Below are 19,750 nucleotides of genomic sequence, written 5' to 3'. Positions count from 1 at the left end.
TCAATAATTTTATCGAGCAGGTGATTGGCTTCATCAAATAGTTTGCGAGCTTGAGCTCCGGCATGATGGTCCTGTAAAATATCCGGAAAGTTGCCTTTCATTTCCCATGCTATGAAAAACGGTCCCCAGTCAATATAGCGACGAAGTTTCGACAGAGGAAAGTTTTTAAAAGCTGTAATTCCGGGGTTGACCGGCGGGGTGATTCCAGTTTTTCCCCAATCTATCTGTGTACGGTTTTCCCTGGCTTTATCAATAGGGAGATAGGTTTTTTTCTTTCCTCGGGTGCTGTACTGCTCACGTAAACCTTCATATTCGGATTTGATCTCATTCAAAAATCCATCTTTTAGTGTTTCTGAAACAAGTCGGTTTACAACAGTTACACTTCGAGAAGCGTCCAATACATGAATAACGGGTTCATCGTAATTGGGAGCGATTTTTACAGCTGTATGCATTCTTGAAGTGGTGGCGCCGCCGATCAGCAGTGGAGTTATGTAACCACCTTTCTTCATCTCTTTGGCAACATGTACCATCTCGTCGAGTGACGGGGTAATCAAACCACTGAGGCCGATTACATCTACCTTGTGTTCCTTTGCCGCAGCCAGAATTTTATCCGCTGGATTCATCACACCAAGATCAATGACTTCATAATTATTGCAGCTCAGCACTACCGAGACAATATTTTTTCCGATATCATGTACGTCGCCTTTCACAGTAGCAAGCAGAACTTTTGCTTTTGGTTTACTCTCTTTGGCTTGATCCTTTTCGGCTTCGATGAATGGAATCAGAATGGCAACACCTTTCTTCATTACCCGCGCGCTTTTTACAACCTGGGGCAGAAACATTTTTCCGGCGCCAAAGAGATCACCAACGATATTCATACCGTCCATCATTGGCCCTTCAATTACCTCAATTGGATGATCATACTTCTGACGGGCTTCTTCCACATCTTCTTCTATGTAATCTACAATTCCTTTTACGAGTGCGTGTTGAATTCGTTTTTCAACAGACTCTTCACGCCATTCATCTCTCTTCTTTTCTGTTTTTTCTTCACCTTGATCTTTTATACGGTCGGCATACTCAATCAGGCGTTCAGTGGCATTATTACGGCGGTTCAGAAGTACATCCTCAACCAGCTCCTTTAGCTCCGGTTCAATCTCCTCATATACTTCGAGCTGAGTAGGGTTAACGATAGCCATATCGAGTCCGGCCTGAATGGCGTGATAGAGAAATGCGGAGTGCATGGCTTCACGAACCGTGTTGTTGCCACGGAAAGAGAATGAGATGTTGCTCAACCCTCCACTGGTTTGAGCTTTCGGCAGATTATTTTTGATCCATTTCACAGCTTCAATAAAGTCCACGGCGTAGTTGTTATGCTCCTCAATTCCCGTTGCAACAGTTAAAATATTCGGGTCAAGAATGATATCCTGTGGTGCAAATCCTACCTCATCAACCAGAATATCGTACGCACGTTTACAGATCTCTTTCCGGCGCTCCAGCGAATCGGCTTGCCCCTCCTCATCAAAGGCCATCACAACCACAGCAGCTCCGAAATCCAGAATTTCTATCGCCTGTTTTTTAAACTCCTCTTCGCCCTCCTTCAGGCTGATGGAGTTCACAACGCTTTTTCCCTGCGTGGTTTTGAGTCCTGCTTTAAGAACACTCCACTTTGAACTGTCGATCATAAAAGGGATACGGGCAATATCCGGCTCAGCGGCCATCAAATTGATGAAATCTGTCATGACCTGTTCTGAGTCGAGCAGACCTTCATCCATGTTCACATCAATGATCTGCGCTCCGCCTTCAACCTGATCGCGTGCAACAGAAAGTGCTTCATCGTGCTCCTCATTTTTAATCAGGCGCTTAAATTTAGCTGATCCCGTTACGTTAGTGCGCTCTCCAATATTGACAAAATTAGTATCCGGTCTAACCACAAGCGGTTCCAGACCGCTAAGACGTAAATAGGGTTTTGGTTCAGATTTTTTTCTCGGTTTATGATTTGCAGCTTCTTCAGCGATAGCACGGATATGATCAGGTGTGCTTCCGCAACATCCGCCCACCATGTTAACCAGTCCTTCTTCCGCATAATTTTTTAACTGCTTAGCCATGTAGCCGGGTGACTCGTCATACTCGCCCATCTCATTCGGTAAACCGGCATTAGGATACAGACTCGTGAAACAGCTCGCATGTTTTGACAGCTCCTGAATGTATGGTCTCATCTGGCTGGAACCGAGAGCACAGTTCAGTCCGATACTCAAAAGTGGGCTTGCATGCTGCACTGAGGTCCAGAACGCTTCCGTTGTTTGTCCGGAGAGAGTTCGGCCACTTTGATCCACAATGGTTCCTGAAATCATAATCGGGAGCTGCCGTCCAATATTTCGCATATGACGATGCGCAGCGTAGATAGCTGCTTTACAGTTCAGTGTATCAAAAACAGTTTCGATCAGAAGTGTATCCACACCACCGTCTACCAGGCCGCGAATTTGCTCTTCATAGGCATCGGCAAGGGAATCGAAAGTGATGGCACGGTAACCGGGGTTTTCCACATCAGGGGAGAGGGAGAGCGTTTTGTTGGTTGGCCCGACGGCTCCGGCTACAAACCTGGGTTTATCAGGATTATTTTGTGTGAATGAATCTGCGGCTTCCCGGGCAACTTTTGCCGAAGCTACGTTGATCTCATAAGTAAAATCCTGAAGCTGATAGTCCTCTTGCGAAATAGGGTTGGCATTAAAGGTATTAGTTTCGATAATATCAGCCCCGGCATCCAGAAATTGAGAGTGAATCTCACGTATAATATCGGGTTGAGTAACGCTCAAGAGGTCATTATTCCCCTTAAGTTCATTATCAACATTCTTAAATTTACTACCCCGAAAGTCATCTTCAGATAGTTTGTAGTCCTGAATCATGGTTCCCATTGCTCCGTCGAGAATGAGAATACGTTTCTTAAGTATAGAAAAGAGCGGATGAGCGGAACGTGGCATAGAGAAATTTCTTTATTAACTGCTAAACTTGTGAAACTGAAAAATCTACATTTTAGAGCTTAAAAGCATGTTTTGATTTCGTAAATTTAGATCTAAGTTCTAAAGTGAAGTTATAGTATGATAAATCCTGTATGAAAGTAAGTGAACATTACGACAGAGCAACGGAACCGCTCATTTCGTTCGAAATTATCCCTCCAAAGAGGGGAGGAAGTGTAAAAAGTGTTTTTGAGTCGCTCGACCTGATTACCAAAAAAGTAAAGCCTCCATTTATTGATGTCACGTACCATGCCGCTGAATCACACATTGAGGAACAGCCTGATGGATCATTAAAGCGAATAATACGCCGAAAACGGCCCGGAACGATCGGGCTTTGTGCGGCTATTTTGCATCGTTACGATATCGACCCTGTACCGCACCTGATATGTGAAGGGTTTACAAAAGAAGAGAGTGAAGATGCGCTTATTGAGTTAAACTATTTGGGCATTCATAATGTATTGGCCATCAGAGGAGACAATACCGGAACTCAGGTTCCAATGCATACAAATGGAACAACAAACAAATATGCCATTGAATTGGTAAAACAGATTCAAGATATGAATCAAGGGGATTATCTTGAGGATATTGCGAATGCACAGAGGACGGATTTTTGTATAGGCGTTGCGGGTTACCCGGAGAAACATTTTGAAGCGCCAAATCTGGACTGGGATATTCAGCGACTGAAAGAGAAGGTAGATGCCGGTGCAGATTACGTAGTCACTCAGATGTTTTTTGATAACAGCGTATATTTCAACTTTGTGGAGAAGTGTCGCAAAAATGGTATTGATGTACCGATTGTACCCGGATTAAAAATTCTTCGCAATGAAAAACATCTGAAGTCTCTTCCCAAGTATTTTCATTTAAACATTCCGGATGAACTTACCGAGAATATTAGTTCAAACCCCGAACGGGTAGATGAGATCGGAGTTGAGTGGGCTCAAAAACAATCTTTAGAGTTGATGGAAAACGGTGCTCCGGGCATTCATTACTACATCATGGGAAATCCGCAGCCGGCATTAGATGTTATTGATTTTCTTAGAAAGAAATAAGGTTCAATTGAACATGAAAAAAATTTTGATCGCAGATAGCGGAGCTACCAAAACGGATTGGCTCTATGTTGAGGATGAGATCCGTGATTTTTTCAGGACCGGAGGACTTCACCCGGCTTTTTTGAATCCTGTTTCTGATGCAAATGAACTGAAATCGGAACTGCCGAATGTTCAGCCAAACCGTATCTACTTTTATGGAACCGGACTTGGTAATCAGGCGTCAGATGAAAAGATTCATGCACTACTAAGAAAGGCCTTTCCCACTGCAAATAGTATTGAAGTGAAGAGTGATCTGGAAGGCTCGGCCCGGGCTTTTTTCGTTGAAGGCGACGGAGTGGTTGCTGTTCTTGGAACCGGATCTATTTGCGCAAAAGTTAAATCAGGTAAACCGGTTCACAAATCTGCAGCTTTGGGATTTGCCATTGGAGATGAAGGGAGTGCAGCCGACCTGGGTCGAAGAATTTTACGGGGATATTTTAGAAAACACTTTTCGAATGAAACTGACAATTTTCTGAGTCAGACTTTATCACCTGATAATTACGGGGATATGATGGCTAGAATCTATCAGTCAGATAAACCAAATCGTGAGCTGGCATCACTGGCCGGAGAAGTACTGAATGAACCTTTCCCGGAGGAGCTTTCTGATTTGATCAAAGCAGCATTTCAGGATTTTGTTGATCAACAACTCTCAATACTGGATTTGAATGGGGATGAGAAGATCATTTTTACCGGGAAAGTTGCTGATGTTCATAAGGATAAATTAATTGATGTAATGAAAAAGGCCGGATTTTCGGATGTAGAAGTTCGATACCCGGTGATTGAATCATTTTTGGAACAAGTTAAAAGCAGTACAATCAAATTTTGGTAAGTTGTAATTGAACAATGAATACTTTCGTGATTAGTTATTAGATTGTATTGTAATGAATTAAAGATATCAATTCCATGAAAGCAATAGAATTGCATAGCAAAACGGATGAGAATGGTCGGGTTAAAATCGACCAGGAAACAGGTTATGAAAATAAAAATGTTCGTGTATTAATATTGGTCGACGACTCTGAAGAAAGTGTTTTAAGTGAAGCAGGGTGGTTTGCTAGTACCGTTAAAATCCCCTCTTTTGATTTTTTGAAGGATGATAAACAGAACATCTACACAATAAGTGATGGTGAGCCGTTCGAAGATTAAATACTCAATTGTTTTGGTTCCATTTCCCTTCGATGATTTTTCTGACTTGAAAGTAAGACCGGCTCTATGCCTGACTTCATCGGTTGGAAAATTTGAGCATGTGGTGATCTCATTTATATCCATTGTTATACCAGACAAATTAGAACCTTGCGATGTTTTGATTGAGCAGGGTAGTACATCATGGGAAAAGACAGACCTCCATGTTGATTCCGTTCTAAGACTTCACAAACTTGTAACGATTCCAAAATCACTGATTAAGCGAAAACTTGGTGAATTGGATAATGAATTAAAAGAAAATATAAAGCAGAAACTTGATCATCTTTTTGAATTAGAATAATTACAGAAATTTTGACACTCACAGATACTCACTGCCACCTCTACCTCGAACAGTTTGAAGAAGATATTGATGAAGTATACCGAAGATCGGTAGAAGCAGGAATTACCCATATTTTCCTTCCTGCAATTGATTGGAAATCGTTTAAAAAGATGGATGATCTACATCATCCGGAAATTACTTTTTACAAAATGGCTGGTATCCATCCTTGCAGCGTGGAAGATGTATGGCCGTATGAGGAGCAGAAACTCTCGGATCTTTGTGAAAGGGAAGATGTATGGGCAGTTGGCGAAACCGGCCTCGACTACTACTGGAGTACTGATTTTGTTGACCAACAGAAATCGAGCCTTCGAATGCATTGCAATATGGCAAAATCGACAGGTAAACCTATTGTGCTTCACAACCGGGAGAGTACCAAAGATCTTCTTGATATAATTGAAGAGGAGCAGGATGGTAATTTGACCGGCGTTTGGCACTGCTTCACTGGCACCGAAGAGGAGGGAAAACGAGCCATTGATCTGGGGTTGCATTTGGGAATCGGTGGAGTATCTACGTTTAAAAATGCAGGTGTGAATAAAACGGTGGCAAAGCTACCGCTCGATAAAATGATTCTCGAAACGGATGCCCCATATTTAACTCCTGCGCCTCACCGTGGAAAAAGAAATGAACCGTCATACATCAAACTGATCGCAGATAATCTGGCCGGGTTACACGAAAGAACGCTTCAGGAAATTGCTGAAGTAACCTCACAAAATGCTTTTAAACTATTTGGTGTGAAGTAGAGGTTGGCTTAGGGAAGTTAAGCCCGAATATGACCTTCCCCTCTCGAGAACTTGCCCGACTACCGGCGGAGGGGATTGAGGGGTGTGTTTCCTCAATACGGTGCCCGTACCGTTGATGATAACTTTCAGCTCTGCTTCCTCGTCCCGGTGCTATGCATCGGCGGCGACAACTTGCAGCTCGGCTGCACAAAGATTTTATAATCTTTTTATTGAATAGATTTAGTCAAACCTAATCCCTGAATGGTCCGCCTCTTCTCTGTCCAATGTTACAAATCACTCTCTCTGTTCTGCGAGGAATTTAGGGAGACTTTATACCCAGGGTTTCACTCCTGGCTAATCATATGCTGCCCCGCTGGGGCAAGATTTAATACTCCCGTCTACATGCTAGAGTCTCCTCGTTCCGGTATTCTATTCAATCTCCTGTCTATCATTGATTTTAGTTTTTATGATTCACCTTCACTTACAACGCTATCAATTATTTCTATCAACAAAACCTGTAGCTTCATCTTGAAAACCCGTATTTTCGGGGCTAATTAAAAATCATATCGAAATCGATCTGAATAAAGATCATAGAAACAGACAATCCCTAATGACGTACCTGACGTTCGTCCGAAAAGAGAGACGATTACTTACATTCGCAGTATCATTTACTTTTTTCTCAAGTTTTGGGCAGACGTTTCTTCTCTCGCTGTTTGTACCCTATTTTCTGACAGCATTTGATTTGAGCAATGCATCTTTTGGAACACTCTACTCTCTAGCCACTCTTACAAGTGCACTGGCATTACCTTATCTGGGACAGTGGATTGATCGAATACCCCTGCGGAATTACAGTATGTATGTAGCATCCGGTCTTTTAGTAGCAGCCATTCTGATGTCGATCTCATGGCACGTAGCAATGCTATTTGTTGCACTTATATTTTTACGACTCGCCGGACAGGGACTCAGCGGTCATACCGCCCAGGCAACCATGGCACGTATATATGATCGTGACCGTGGAAAAGCACTCAGTATCTCTGCTCTCGGTTATCCGATCGGAGAAGCTATTTTACCTTCTTTAATTGCCTTCATGATGGTTTATATGCATTGGCGAACGGTATGGGGATTTGTAGCCGGTCTCATTGCACTATTCTTCATCCCGGTTCTCTGGTCGCTCATCAGAAATGAGAGTACAACCGTAGAAAAGAGTGAAGAGGATGTGGGAACTACCCGCGAGAACTACTCCAAGGTTTTCTCTGATAGAAGAACCTTCTACACCATTCCGGCCATTCTGATTCCACCGTTCTGGGTAACCGGACTTTTTTTATATCAGGTATCGGCAGCCGGAGATATGGGATGGACCGCAGCTGTAGTGGCATCTGCATTTGTGGCATTTGCCATTAGCAGAATTGTTTCAGGTTTGTTATCAGGACCGATGATCGATCGTTTTTCTGCTCAAACTCTTTTTCCGTTTTTTCTAATACCCATGATGCTGGGGCTCACAGTGGCCATCTTTTTCAGCGGTACCTGGACAGCATTTATCTATATGGGTTTGGTTGGAGTTACACTGGGATTGAGCAGTACATTCAAATCATCTCTTTGGGCAGAACTTTACGGCACAAAAATGATCGGAACAGTGCAAAGTTTATTTGCTTCTATAATGGTATTTAGTACTGCACTAAGTCCTTTTTTGATGGGATGGATGCTTGACAGCAGTTTTACCCTTACATCAATTTTTATGATTGCATTGGCAACAAGTCTTTTCTCAGCTCTACTTTCGTGCAGGCTCTTTTTCAAGTTCTGAAAAACTGTATTTTGTAATCATGTAGCTTGTATATTCTTTAAGTGTATTTGAAAAATTTTACGACAAAGTAAAATTGTCTGTGCCAAATGACTTTTGAAATCATTTTTGTTTTTGTACTGCTATTTGTAGCTGTTTTTCTAATTGTGACAGACTATGTCACATTTGATGTAGCTGGAATCATCATTAAAGCAATCATTGTTCCGGAGTCGTCTTTGGATCAAATGGCCCTAGGTAACTATTCATTTTTTGAGAATCGTGGAGTGCTGCCCCTTGCCGTAAGTCACCGGGGAGATTTAAAACACAGGAATGTTAAAGAAATAAAGCAGTAAACTGAAGAGTAATTATGCTCTTGGCGGTATTTTTACCTATGGGAACTGCGATGGATAGCACCGGAGCAGCAGAACTTATGGCAAACTCTATGATCGATAGTCCGGTAGGTTTCGGGTCAACGCACTGATGTCGGGATTTTTTCTTCTCACGCTGATCATAACCGCTGTGATGGCGAACAACGCTTCGGTCGAACTTTTAGCTCCAATCGTAATTGAGAATTCCTCGTCGAGTGGGGTGACTCATAAGCAATTTTTATACCAATCATCTGGCCATTTTATAGTTGCTCTTACAATATGAGAAGTAAAGTGCTTTTTGGTTGCGTTGGACTGTTCAGGAAAAACTATCAGATTAGATTAGCTTTTCAACCCACTTTGGTGTGGTTTTGACGTATTTATCGATTAACAGATACCAGGGAAACCCTATCAAAATTAGCTGCATCACAAATGAATCGAAGCGGATATTCATGGTTAAAGTTATACCGAAGTGCATACCGATAAGAAGCGTTGTTGTGAAGGGGCGGAGTTTTTTCCACCACATGGTAAACCCAATGAGTTCAGTAAGCCAACCAATAAGTAAAATTAATGATGCAACCGGGAGGTAGTTTAAAGCCAGTTCCTGTAAAAAATTGGGCTCATAATAGCCAAATGTAGAGTAGACGTCGACACTCTTTTCACTGATCCACAACCATAAATGTCGTCCATCAAACCAATAAATTCCCGTACCGATCAATTTTGCAATAAAAGCGGATGTATATCCAAGCCCGATAAAAAATATTATTGAGCCCAACACAAAACGAGGCATCTGTTTTTTACCGGGGAACCAAATGGCCCCGACAGCAAAACAGAGAACCGACATGCCAATTAGATTCATACTATGAGGTATTTCCCCCTGCGAGAATCTTGCAACGTATTGTATATGAAGCAGTATCATTACTACCATGTAAAACCACTTGTATCCCATACGTGCAAATGCAATACTCGAAAGTAGTGTGATAGTTGCAGCATTAATCAGTGCCAGATTCCATTGGAACAGAATAGAGATGTCTATATAATTGGCAATCCCAAGCGGTAGCACAACCTCGTTATTCCTGAGCTGCGTATAAATACCCCACTCCCAGGCATATTTGATGGTGTAAAAGAGAATAAATAGCTCAAAGATCTTAAAAAAGATCAGCTCGCCAGGACTTTGATTCCTATTTGGCTCAAAAAGTTGATGACCAATTTTTTCATACCATTTCATGGCTTATCAACCTCCATATACTCAGATTGGTTGATATTTGGGTTCAACACTGTTCCCTCATCAGTTAACAATATCCAGGGTATGATATCAACTGCTACAGAATCTTTCCCAGCTAAATAACCTTTGGCTTTAACAACGAGCCACCTGTTTTCATTAAATGTATTTAGGCCAAACATCCTTCGCAGAGCTTCACGTCTCTCTTGATTCCAACGGTTTGTTTTAGAGACAAAGTTGGCAAAGTCTATTTCATCAACTCCATGCGAACGAACAGAAACGGGATCACCAATAAAATTATCAATTGTGCGCTGTTCCCAAATTTCTTCTTCCTCGTAATCTGTAACGTCCAGAATCATGGCACGTGTCCATGGGTTACCGGCCTGAGAGAACATAGGGTAGATACTGAATGGCCAAAACTCTCCCTCATGTGGCGCTACTAGAATTGCAAAAACAAGAAGTAACACGCCTATTACTCTCATTCCGCGTTTAGATTCTTTTTCTGTCATACAGAACTGTGATCATTGCAGTTATCTATAAAAGTACAATTGTACAGTGCAAAAGAAAAGGTACAGAACGAAAAATTCTGCACCTTTAATAAAGTACGTATTTTTACGTAGAAAATTACGGACGAAAGTTTTGCTCTTCTTCCGGTTTGTTATCGAGTATCTCATCAATTTTTTCCATAATATCTCCGGTAATATAATCAACTTTATCTATTGCCTTCATATTCTGTTTTACCTGTTCAGGTTTAGACGCTCCGGTTATAACCGTACTTACGTTTTTATTTTTCAGGCACCATGCAAGTGCAAGTTCCGGCATGGTAAGGCCTGCTTCATCCGATACTTTGGCAAGTTTCTCTACTTTTTCAAGCTTTCTTTTACCGCTCTCGGTTTCGAGAAGGTTTTCACGCAGCCATTTATATTTATCAAGAGAAAGACGGCTGTCGTCCGGTACACCGTCGTTATACTTCCCTGTTAATAATCCACTGGCAAGCGGACTCCAAATGGTAGTGCCAAGTCCAATCTCATCATACAGTCTTGCGTACTCCTTTTCTACACGATCCCGATGGAACATATTGTATTGTGGTTGTTCCATTAACGGTGGGCGCAGATTATTAGCTTTCGCTATGTGATAGGCTTCACGTATTTGTTCGGTGGACCACTCACTGGTTCCCCAATAAAATGCTTTTCCCTGCTGAATCACCTGATTCATCGCCCAAACGGTTTCTTCAATGGGTGTGTATTTATCGGGTCTGTGGCAAAAGATCAGATCAACATAGTCTGTTTTCATGCGCTGAAGTGCTGCATTCGTACCTTCCATGATATGCTTGTAGGAAAGACCGGCATCATTGGGTCCACTGCCGCCCCAAAATATTTTGGTAGACAACACCAGGTCGGATCGTTTCCAACCGGCTTTCTTGATAATACTACCCATCATTTTTTCTGACTGCCCTTCAGAATAGGCCTCTGCATTGTCAAAAAAGTTGACACCCGCATCGTAGGCCTCTTTCATGCAGTTGTAAGCGATATCTTCGTCAATTTGATCGCCAAATGTTACCCATGAACCAAATGATAGTGCGGATACTTTTAATCCTGATCGTCCCAAAAATCGATATTTCATCTCTGTATTTATTTTAGTTAATCGTTCATTAATCTCAACAGATGGAAAAACTGTAACGTTCTGAATTTCAGTTGATTTTCACACATATCAGAATATACAATGTTAGTTCATGTTTATTTTAAATAGATGACAATATGCTGTCACAGATTATATTTATTATGACTGTGATGAAGGGAACGAATCTCTTCATTCTTGCTAAAACTGAACACCGATATAATCAAGAGAGGAGAACACATCTAGCTGTGGCGGCTCAAACTGTCACAGCTATTTCTTTATTAACATGTTTATCTAATTTAAAAGGGTTGCCATCTAGGTTGAATGATAAATGTAAAACTTAGTGTTGCGGAGAATAAAATTCTAAAGCATTTGTTAAGATAAAAATGATATCCCCGCATAGTCAGCGATTATGCAAACGATCGTCTTCAATTGTTTTAAATTTTATGTAATTTCTGTCTTGTAATTTTCTGACTGCAAAAAAACCTGATGACAAAATTTATTCGTCTTTTCATACCGGTTGTAAAGCTAAATAGCCGCCGGCCGTTTTTAGTTTTAGCCGTTGCAATTTCTCTCGCAATTGTTGCAGGTTATTTTGCATCAAAGCTTACGGTCGACACTGACATTGCCAACCTTCTCCCGGAATCTAATCCGAATGTACAAGCTCTTGAAAAACTACAAGAGACAGCCGGAGGCGAAACCGAACTGGAGGTGGCAATTAAATCTCCCGACTTTGAAGCAAATGTGGCCATGGCCGAGCATCTTGCTGAAAAGAGTCTGGAGCTGCGCTATCCGCGGTACGACGATTATTTCTTCAGCAGTGCCGAGTTCAGAAGGGATACTGAGGTATTGCAGGATAATTCTCTCTATATTGCAACCGTAGACGAACTGCAAGCAATTAAAGAGTATCTGCAAGAGGAAATAGATCAGGCAAGAGAGGAAGCTAATCCATTTTTTGTAGACTTTTCAGATGACTTTGAAGATGAAGAGGTTGAAGAAGAAGAGACGGACATCAGCAAATATCGCGAGAGCTACGATAATCTCATACCATCTACGTACGCTACGAATAAGGACAGCACTGTTGTGATGCTTAAACTCTATCCAAAAGGTTCGAAAAGTGACATTCAGTATCTGGAGGATATGTTTGAGACATATAATGATATGCTTGACGGAATTGATGTCGCATCCTATCATCCTCAGATGGAGATAGAGTTTGGCGGGCGACTGAAACGCCATTTGAGCGAGTTTGAGTCGATTATGAATGATGTCTTCAACAGCTTTTCGCTGGGTATAGGAAGCGTGATACTGCTGGTGATGCTATACTTTTTTATCAAAAAATATATCCACTACAAAAAAGGAGAAAAAACCAGACAAAGACACAGTTTTTGGTCCCATTTTATTCGGATGCCAATTCCGGTTCTGGTCATCGGTATTCCTCTGCTAATAAGTTTAATGTGGACATTTGGAATTACCTATTTACACATTGAAGTTCTGAATACCATGACATCAGTACTTTTTGTGATTCTTTTCGGATTGGGTATCGATTATGGGATTCACTATTACGCAAGATATATTGAGTATCGTTCTGTAGGGCGCTCAGTGGAGAATAGCATTGTTTTGGCGTATGATAGAACGGGTTCCGCAATTATTGTGAGTGCTTTTACCACGGCAGCTGCTCTATTTGTACTGATGTTTGCCGATTTTCGCGGTTTTTCAGAATTTGGATTTATTGCCGGAATCGGGATCCTATTTGCACTGATTGCCATGCTGTTTGTTCTGCCATCTCTGCTAGTCATTTTTGAGCGCTGGAACTGGATATTGATTAATAAAATCGGAGATGATTTTGTGCCATCCAAAGGGATTCAAAAGTACCCCTATGCTCGATCCATAGTCTCCGTTGGACTATTGGTTTCAATTGTAGTCATTATTTTTTCAGGAAACTTAAGATTCGAATATCAGTTTGGTAATCTGGAGCCTACTTTCGAGGAGTATGAAGAATTCAGGGAATTTGTAGAGGGAGTAGATGAAAATGGACGTCGAAATCCGGCATATATCATTGCAGACAGTAATGAAGATGTATTTGAAGTTGTAGATTCACTGCGAGCCCGTCAAGATCGAAATCCGGAAACGCTTATTAATGATGTGGAAGCTCTTCAGGAACGATTCCCCCCCAATGAAAAGATGGAAAATGAAAAACTGCAGCACATTGCCGAAATTCGTGAATTGCTTCAGAACAGTTTCATACGGGATCAGGACGATGAAAATCTTGAACTGTTACGGCGTGGTTCTCAAACGCGCGAACCGCTGGAAGAAGAAGAGCTTCCGGATTTTCTGAAAAATCGTTTTATGACACAGGATGGTGAAATTGGCAAATTTGTAATTATTTACCCCAAAGGCGGCTTGTCAGACGGACTTAGATCTATCGCATTTAAAAATCAGGTTGGTGAGGTAAATATAAGCAGCGGTAAAACGTATCATGCAGCCAGTACTTCTATTGTGGCTGCGTCTATGCTGGATTTGATGAGAACTGAAAGCCCGTACATGGTTGCGGCAACTTTTATAGTCGTATTTCTTTTTATCTGGTTTAGCTTTAGAAATTTCCGGTGGACACTTATTGCACTTATACCGCTTATAATCGGTCTTTTATGGCTGTTTGGTGTAATGTTAATATTTGGGTTGAAATTTAATTTTTACAATCTGGTTGTACTGCCGGCTGTGCTTGGTATCGGTTGTGATAATGGAGTACACCTGGCTCATAGATACCGTGATGAAGGTCAGAAAAGTATGTGGGATGTACTTTCCAGTACAGGTCAGCACATTACAATAGGGTCATTCACAACCATGATGGGTTTTGCAGGACTACTGTTTACAAACCATCCCGGATTGCAATCCATTGGAATAATGGCCGTGGTGGGAATAGGTATGACACTGTTTACGGCACTTACATTTCTGCCGGCAATGGTTCAGGTTCTGGAAGACAAAGACTGGATGCATTAATAGATTGATGCATCATTAGATCAGCCTTTTCATCCCGATGTTTTTAAAATTTATATCAGGGAATAAATGAGCTCAACGATCACAAAAACTGAAGCCATTGTTTTACGTACGGTAGAGTTTCAGGAGTCAAGCATCATAGCCACTCTCTTTACGCTGAAACACGGAAAAATTGCTGTTATAGCCAAAGGAGCGCGCAAGCCTAAGAGCAAATTTGCAGCGTTTTTGGTGCCGGGGCAAATGCTTGAAGTTGTCTACTATATGAAGCATACACGCCAGGTCCAGACTCTTTCTGACTCATCCTATCTTCAGAAGCTGGACAGTATTCGATTTGATGTGCAAAAAATGGCACTGGTAACGATTACTATGGAGCTGACTCATCAGCTTTTGCATGAAAATGAAGTAAACGAACCACTCTTTCAGTTTCTTTCTGCAATGTTACCCTGGTTGAATAAACAGGAATCTGTTTCAAAAATCATGTTCCCATATATTCAGATCAGGCTGGCACAGCTTCTTGGAATTGGAATACAAAATACAATTGAGGAACACGATGTACCTCAAACGGGTTATATAAATATTCAATCCGGAACGATGTCAACTGAGGCTATCGACAGTGATTCATTACGCTTAACTCCCGGTCAATTTCAGTTTGTGAATGAATCTCTGCAGTCTATGAAATCATCGATTTTTGATATAGCTTTGACAAAAAGTGAATTGAATACATTGATAGCACACTTGGATAAATATTTTCGTTATCATATTGAAGGAGTAAGGCCCAGAAAATCTGATGCCATATTCGACCAGCTACTTGAATCTTAGCCAATGAAAACCCGCGATAAATATCTTACCGGAATTCTATTAGTACTCATAGGGGTATTGCTTGGCATGATATTGATGTTTTTCCGTGACGGCGCCATTTCACTTGATTTGGCAGAAGTAAGGGTCACTGATATCGACAGAAGTGCGGAACCTTTCTGGAGTTCAGATGATCTGGAAAAAATTGATGATCGCTTTCTGTTCAGATCTGTTGCTAAATCTGTAACACCCACTGTAGTTTACATCGAAACCCTTGTAACAACTAGAGACCGTCGGGCGCAAACAGAAGAAGAGGAAGACAATCGTTTTTGGGAGAGATTCATACCGCCCCGTGTTCGCACTGTAGGATCCGGTGTGCTGATCTCTTCAGACGGATATATTCTTACCAATAATCACGTTATCGAAGGTGCGGTTAACGAAGGGATTACGGTAACTCTAGAGGATAAAAGAACGCTTGAAGCCAGAGTTGTTGGGCGGGACCCGAGTACTGATTTAGCAGTTTTAAAAATCGATGAAGTTAACCTGCCATCGGTTGTTATTGGCAATTCTGATCTTATAGAAGTGGGAGAATGGGTACTTGCAGTAGGTAATCCGTTCAGGCTACGGTCTACGGTTACTGCCGGAATTGTAAGTGCGCTAAGCCGCGATGTGCAAATAATAAATGATGCACGCCGTGTTGAAAGTTTTATACAGACTGATGCTGCCATCAACCGGGGCAACAGTGGTGGTGCGTTGGTCAATACGAGCGGTGAACTAATTGGTATTAATACTGCGATAGCTACTCAGAGTGGAAATTATCAGGGGTATGGATTTGCAGTACCGAGCAATCTTGCTCTGAAAGTATCTCGCGATTTGATAGAATTCGGGGAAGTGAGAAGAGGAATGCTGGGGGTTACAATTCAGTCTATAGATGATAGAATGGCCAGAAGAGCAGGGTTGGAGGGCATTACCGGTGTAATGATTACGAGAGTGATGGAAGATGGTGCAGCAGAACGCAGCGGGCTGCAGTCCAATGATATAGTTTTAGAAGTTAATGGTGAGATAGTGAATGAGTCTAATCAGCTTCAGGAAAAAGTGGCCATGTACCGTCCTGATGACGAAGTAGAGCTCACTATTTGGAGAGATAATCAAGTGATTACGAAAGTTGTTGTACTTGATGAACTTGAACAGCCCGAGCCGCCTCAAAATACATTTAATCCGGAAACCGGAAACGAACCGGAATTAGATGATTGGGAGGAAATACCGGAGGGTGGCCGTGAAAGAGGAATTGAACAGCAGCGATTTGAATCAATGGGTTTTACCCTCAGGGCACTTTCTACTCCGGAAGATTCGGAGCTTTTTAACATATACATACATCGGGTTGTACCCGGTTCAGAAGCGTGGAATCGCGGTTTAAAAGAAGGGTTTGAAATTATTGAAATGGATGGTGAGCCCGTAAATGATCTGCAAACTGTGGAACAAATTATTACCGATTCTATAAAAAACAACCGATCTTTAACTCTTAAAATATTGACAGAAGAAGGAGCTACAGGCTACTTTCAAATTAACTAATAAGAATGAAATATCTATTTCTGCTAATTATATCAGGTCTGTTATTTACTAATTGCACATCTACTGAGACCGTTACTACTGACGAAGACATTGAAGTTGAAGATGAGGAAGCTGAAAAAGATCGATTTGCCCCTGAATGGTATAATGAGGAGGTAAAATCGGCGACTGATTCCCTGACTTTTTCCGGTTACTCCTACGCGATTGCAGATGGAGAAGACCGAGCTCTTGAGCAGTCAGAACGGTCGGCTCTGTCGAATTTACGCTTTGAGATTGATCGCTTCGTTGAGTCAGTTCGTACCGATTTGGAAGAAGACAACGGCAGTGAACCATTCGGTTCTCAGCAGTTGATCATGAATGTGAGAAATGCAGTGCGGAACCTTGATCTTTCCGAAACAGAGATTGATTATGATATTCAGCAAGAGAATGGATTTCATCACGTGTTCATCAAAGCAGAGATTTCCAGGGAAAAAGTTGTTGACATTCTTTCCGAAGTTATTTCTAATCCCACTCTTTCAGCCTCGCTAGAAGACGAGCGGGTGCTATGAGTGAAACTGCTGAGTTGTAGGCTTTCTAGCCACTGAAATGATAACTTTATTATTATCAAAGATCTATCATAACAGTATTCATACCAATACTTTCATTTAATTATAAATTGATATAGATATGCCAAATGCGATCATAAAAACTGAAAAAGGGGACATGACAGTTGAATTTTTTGAAAAAGATGCCCCCGGAACGGTCGATAATTTTGTGAAACTTTCAAAAGATGGGTTCTACGATGGGCTAACATTTCATCGTGTGATTCCTGATTTTGTAATACAGGGTGGATGTCCTAAAGGTGACGGCACCGGAGGACCGGGTTACACAATAGACTGCGAATTGGATGGTGAGAACCAATACCACGATCGAGGAGTACTCTCTATGGCGCACGCCGGAAGGGATACAGGCGGATCACAATTCTTTATTTGTCACAGTCGAAAAAATACAGCTCACCTTGACCGCAAACATACCGTATTTGGTAAAGTAGTTGAGGGGCTTGATGTAATAGATGATATTCGCCAGGGAGATGTCATTAAGAAAATCGAAATCACTGAAGAGTAGAATCTGAAAGTTTTATCAGTTTTACTTGTTGGCTTTAGGATTCTATTAGAATAGCCAGAGTTTTAATAAAACAACGATAATACAAGATCAAATGAGCGTGGGGAAAATGGATAAAAACGTACGGGAAAAAATAAATCATTGGCTTGAAGGTAATTATGATGAAGAGACGAAAGCCGAACTTCAGAAAATGCTGGATAATGGAAATACTGAAGAGTTGACCGATGCTTTTTACAAAGATCTGGAATTTGGAACGGGAGGCCTTCGGGGTATCATGGGGATCGGAACCAACCGTGTGAACAAATACACGCTTGGAATGGCAACTCAGGGGCTGAGTAACTACCTGAAAAAGGTCTACTCAGATGAACAGATTAAAGTTGTTATTGCCCACGACAACCGGAATAATGCCGAAAAGTTTGCATCAATTGTGGCGGACGTATTCAGTGCCAACGGAATTCATGTTTACTTTTTTGAATCACTTCGTCCAACTCCCGAACTATCATTTGCTATCCGTGAACTTGGCTGCCACAGCGGCGTGATGCTTACAGCTTCTCACAATCCTAAAGAGTACAGCGGTTACAAAGCGTATTGGAATGATGGAGGACAGGTGATAAAACCGCATGACAAAAATATCATCGCTGAAGTAGACAAAATTGAATCTGTGGATCAAATAAGTTTTGAAAGGGATGAAACACTGGTCGAAAAGATCGGACCAGAAATGGATCAAAATTATATAGAGAGGGTAGCTTCAGAGTCCATTTATCCGGAAGTAATTGAATCACAAAAAGATCTCAGTATTGTTTTCTCTCCGATACATGGAACTGCAGTTGACATCGTGCCTCGTGCCCTGAAAGAGGTTGGATTTACCAATGTAAATCTTGTTGAAGAGCAGTGTACGCCAGACGGTGATTTCCCCACAGTTGTATATCCGAATCCTGAAGAGAAAGAAGCTCTCACAATGGCTTTGAATAAGGCCAAGGAAATCAATGCCGATCTGGTGATGGCAACCGATCCGGATGCCGACAGAGTTGGGATAGCCATCAAGAACCCAGAGGGTGATTTTGAACTGTTAAATGGAAATCAAACCGGGGTGCTTCTTTTTAACTATGTTCTGAGCGCCTGGGAAAAGAAAGGTCTGTTTCGCGGCAACGAATATATTGTAAAGACAATTGTAACCACTTACCTGATTGATGAGATCGCCAAATCGAAGGGCGTTAAATGCTACAACACGTTAACCGGTTTCAAGTACATTGGCGCGCTGATGACCGAACTCGAAGGCGAAGAAAAGTTCATTGCCGGCGGTGAGGAGAGCTATGGTTACTTAGTTGGTGATCATGTGCGAGATAAAGACGCCGTTGTGGCTTGCACGATGATTGCTGAAATGGCAGCCTATTATAAAGATCAGGATCAATCTCTTTACGATGCTCTGATTGATATTTATGTGTCTTACGGATTATATAAAGAGGAGTTGATCTCAACTAAAAAAGCGGGAAAAAAAGGTGCAGAAGAGATACAGAAGATTATGGACGGACTTCGTCATGAGGCACCGGAATCATTTGCGGAACAGAAGGTTATCACAGTAAAAGATTATATGCACCTTACAGAAACGGATGTTGAAACCGGTCGTGTAAACAGCATTGATTTTCCCGCTTCTAATGTACTTCAGTTCATTACAGAAGGAGGCTACATTATTTCAGCTCGTCCATCAGGAACAGAGCCGAAAATAAAGTTCTACATTAGCGTTAATGGAGAGCTTTCAGATAAGTCTCAATATCTAAAGAGAGCAGGCGAGCTGGATAAAGTAATTGAACAGATTAAGAGTGAGCTGGACTTTTAATCATCCCTCTTCTTTAAAAATATCATACCCATACCCGTCGATGTTACAAGAAGCATCAGGTAGTTGAACCAATCCCCATATTGTGTAAAAAATGTGGGGATATTTCTATCGTAAATAGTAAAGGTAAACGCAT

17 protein-coding genes are annotated in these 19,750 nt (G+C 41.6%); 13 read left to right on the top strand and 4 right to left on the bottom strand.

What is annotated here, in order from left to right:
- The coding region (metH, locus tag ACESM0_RS07190) for a methionine synthase (protein WP_372905067.1) at window positions 1-2,978 on the bottom strand (2,978 nt) is incomplete at its 3' end.
- A gap of 131 nt (window positions 2,979-3,109) precedes the next feature.
- Here metH and ACESM0_RS07185 point away from each other — a divergent pair.
- From ACESM0_RS07185 to ACESM0_RS07155, 7 genes are all read left to right on the top strand, one after another.
- On the top strand, window positions 3,110-4,063 hold the full coding sequence (locus ACESM0_RS07185) for a methylenetetrahydrofolate reductase (RefSeq protein WP_372905065.1): 954 nt from the start codon (window positions 3,110-3,112) through the stop codon (window positions 4,061-4,063).
- A gap of 13 nt (window positions 4,064-4,076) precedes the next feature.
- Window positions 4,077-4,931, top strand: a complete 855-nt coding sequence (locus tag ACESM0_RS07180) for a hypothetical protein (RefSeq protein ID WP_372905063.1) — start codon at window positions 4,077-4,079, stop codon at window positions 4,929-4,931.
- A gap of 74 nt (window positions 4,932-5,005) precedes the next feature.
- Entirely contained in the window at window positions 5,006-5,245 is a 240-nt protein-coding gene (locus ACESM0_RS07175; protein WP_372905061.1) for a hypothetical protein, read from the top strand.
- Entirely contained in the window at window positions 5,223-5,582 is a 360-nt protein-coding gene (locus ACESM0_RS07170) for a type II toxin-antitoxin system PemK/MazF family toxin (RefSeq protein WP_372905059.1), read from the top strand. Before ACESM0_RS07175 ends, ACESM0_RS07170 begins: the two co-directional genes overlap by 23 nt.
- An 11-nt stretch (window positions 5,583-5,593) precedes the next feature.
- A complete protein-coding gene (locus tag ACESM0_RS07165) occupies window positions 5,594-6,361 on the top strand; it encodes a TatD family hydrolase (protein WP_372905057.1) in 768 nt (255 codons plus the stop codon).
- Window positions 6,362-6,950: 589 nt separating this feature from the next.
- Complete coding sequence (locus ACESM0_RS07160; protein ID WP_372905055.1) at window positions 6,951-8,141, top strand: MFS transporter; 1,191 nt, start codon at window positions 6,951-6,953, stop codon at window positions 8,139-8,141.
- 86 nt (window positions 8,142-8,227) lie between these two features.
- Window positions 8,228-8,470 (top strand): hypothetical protein, encoded by a 243-nt coding sequence (locus ACESM0_RS07155; RefSeq protein WP_372905053.1) that lies wholly within the window; start codon window positions 8,228-8,230, stop codon window positions 8,468-8,470.
- A gap of 349 nt (window positions 8,471-8,819) precedes the next feature.
- Here ACESM0_RS07155 and ACESM0_RS07150 read toward each other — a convergent pair whose 3' ends face one another.
- The 3 genes from ACESM0_RS07150 to ACESM0_RS07140 form a co-directional block, all read right to left on the bottom strand.
- Window positions 8,820-9,710, bottom strand: coding sequence for a hypothetical protein (locus tag ACESM0_RS07150; RefSeq protein ID WP_372905052.1), 891 nt, complete (start codon window positions 9,708-9,710; stop codon window positions 8,820-8,822).
- Window positions 9,707-10,213, bottom strand: a complete 507-nt coding sequence (locus ACESM0_RS07145) for a hypothetical protein (RefSeq protein WP_372905050.1) — start codon at window positions 10,211-10,213, stop codon at window positions 9,707-9,709. The genes ACESM0_RS07150 and ACESM0_RS07145 overlap by 4 nt, the downstream gene beginning before the upstream one ends.
- 115 nt (window positions 10,214-10,328) lie before the next feature.
- Window positions 10,329-11,327, bottom strand: a complete 999-nt coding sequence (locus ACESM0_RS07140) for a potassium channel beta subunit family protein (RefSeq protein ID WP_372905048.1) — start codon at window positions 11,325-11,327, stop codon at window positions 10,329-10,331.
- Between the two features lie 483 nt (window positions 11,328-11,810).
- Here ACESM0_RS07140 and ACESM0_RS07135 point away from each other — a divergent pair, with 483 nt between their 5' ends.
- From ACESM0_RS07135 to ACESM0_RS07110, 6 genes are all read left to right on the top strand, one after another.
- On the top strand, window positions 11,811-14,318 hold the full coding sequence (locus tag ACESM0_RS07135) for an efflux RND transporter permease subunit (RefSeq protein WP_372905046.1): 2,508 nt from the start codon (window positions 11,811-11,813) through the stop codon (window positions 14,316-14,318).
- Window positions 14,319-14,384: 66 nt separating this feature from the next.
- Window positions 14,385-15,134 carry a DNA repair protein RecO gene (gene recO / locus ACESM0_RS07130; RefSeq protein ID WP_372905044.1) on the top strand — a complete coding sequence of 250 codons (750 nt, stop codon included), beginning with the start codon at window positions 14,385-14,387 and terminating at the stop codon, window positions 15,132-15,134.
- A 3-nt stretch (window positions 15,135-15,137) separates the two neighbouring features.
- The gene (locus ACESM0_RS07125) at window positions 15,138-16,682 is read left to right on the top strand and encodes a trypsin-like peptidase domain-containing protein (RefSeq protein ID WP_372905042.1); all 1,545 of its coding nucleotides are present in this window, start codon (window positions 15,138-15,140) and stop codon (window positions 16,680-16,682) included.
- Between the two features lie 5 nt (window positions 16,683-16,687).
- On the top strand, window positions 16,688-17,227 hold the full coding sequence (locus tag ACESM0_RS07120; RefSeq protein ID WP_372905041.1) for a hypothetical protein: 540 nt from the start codon (window positions 16,688-16,690) through the stop codon (window positions 17,225-17,227).
- 118 nt (window positions 17,228-17,345) lie between these two features.
- The gene (locus ACESM0_RS07115) at window positions 17,346-17,783 is read left to right on the top strand and encodes a peptidylprolyl isomerase (protein ID WP_372905039.1); all 438 of its coding nucleotides are present in this window, start codon (window positions 17,346-17,348) and stop codon (window positions 17,781-17,783) included.
- A gap of 106 nt (window positions 17,784-17,889) precedes the next feature.
- Window positions 17,890-19,617, top strand: a complete 1,728-nt coding sequence (locus ACESM0_RS07110; protein ID WP_372905037.1) for a phospho-sugar mutase — start codon at window positions 17,890-17,892, stop codon at window positions 19,615-19,617.
- Window positions 19,618-19,750: the final 133 nt, after the last annotated feature.

The organism is Rhodohalobacter sp., assembly GCF_041686455.1.
Taxonomy (GTDB): Bacteria; Bacteroidota; Rhodothermia; order Balneolales; family Balneolaceae; genus Rhodohalobacter.
This window is presented reverse-complemented; position numbering and strand designations above follow the sequence as displayed.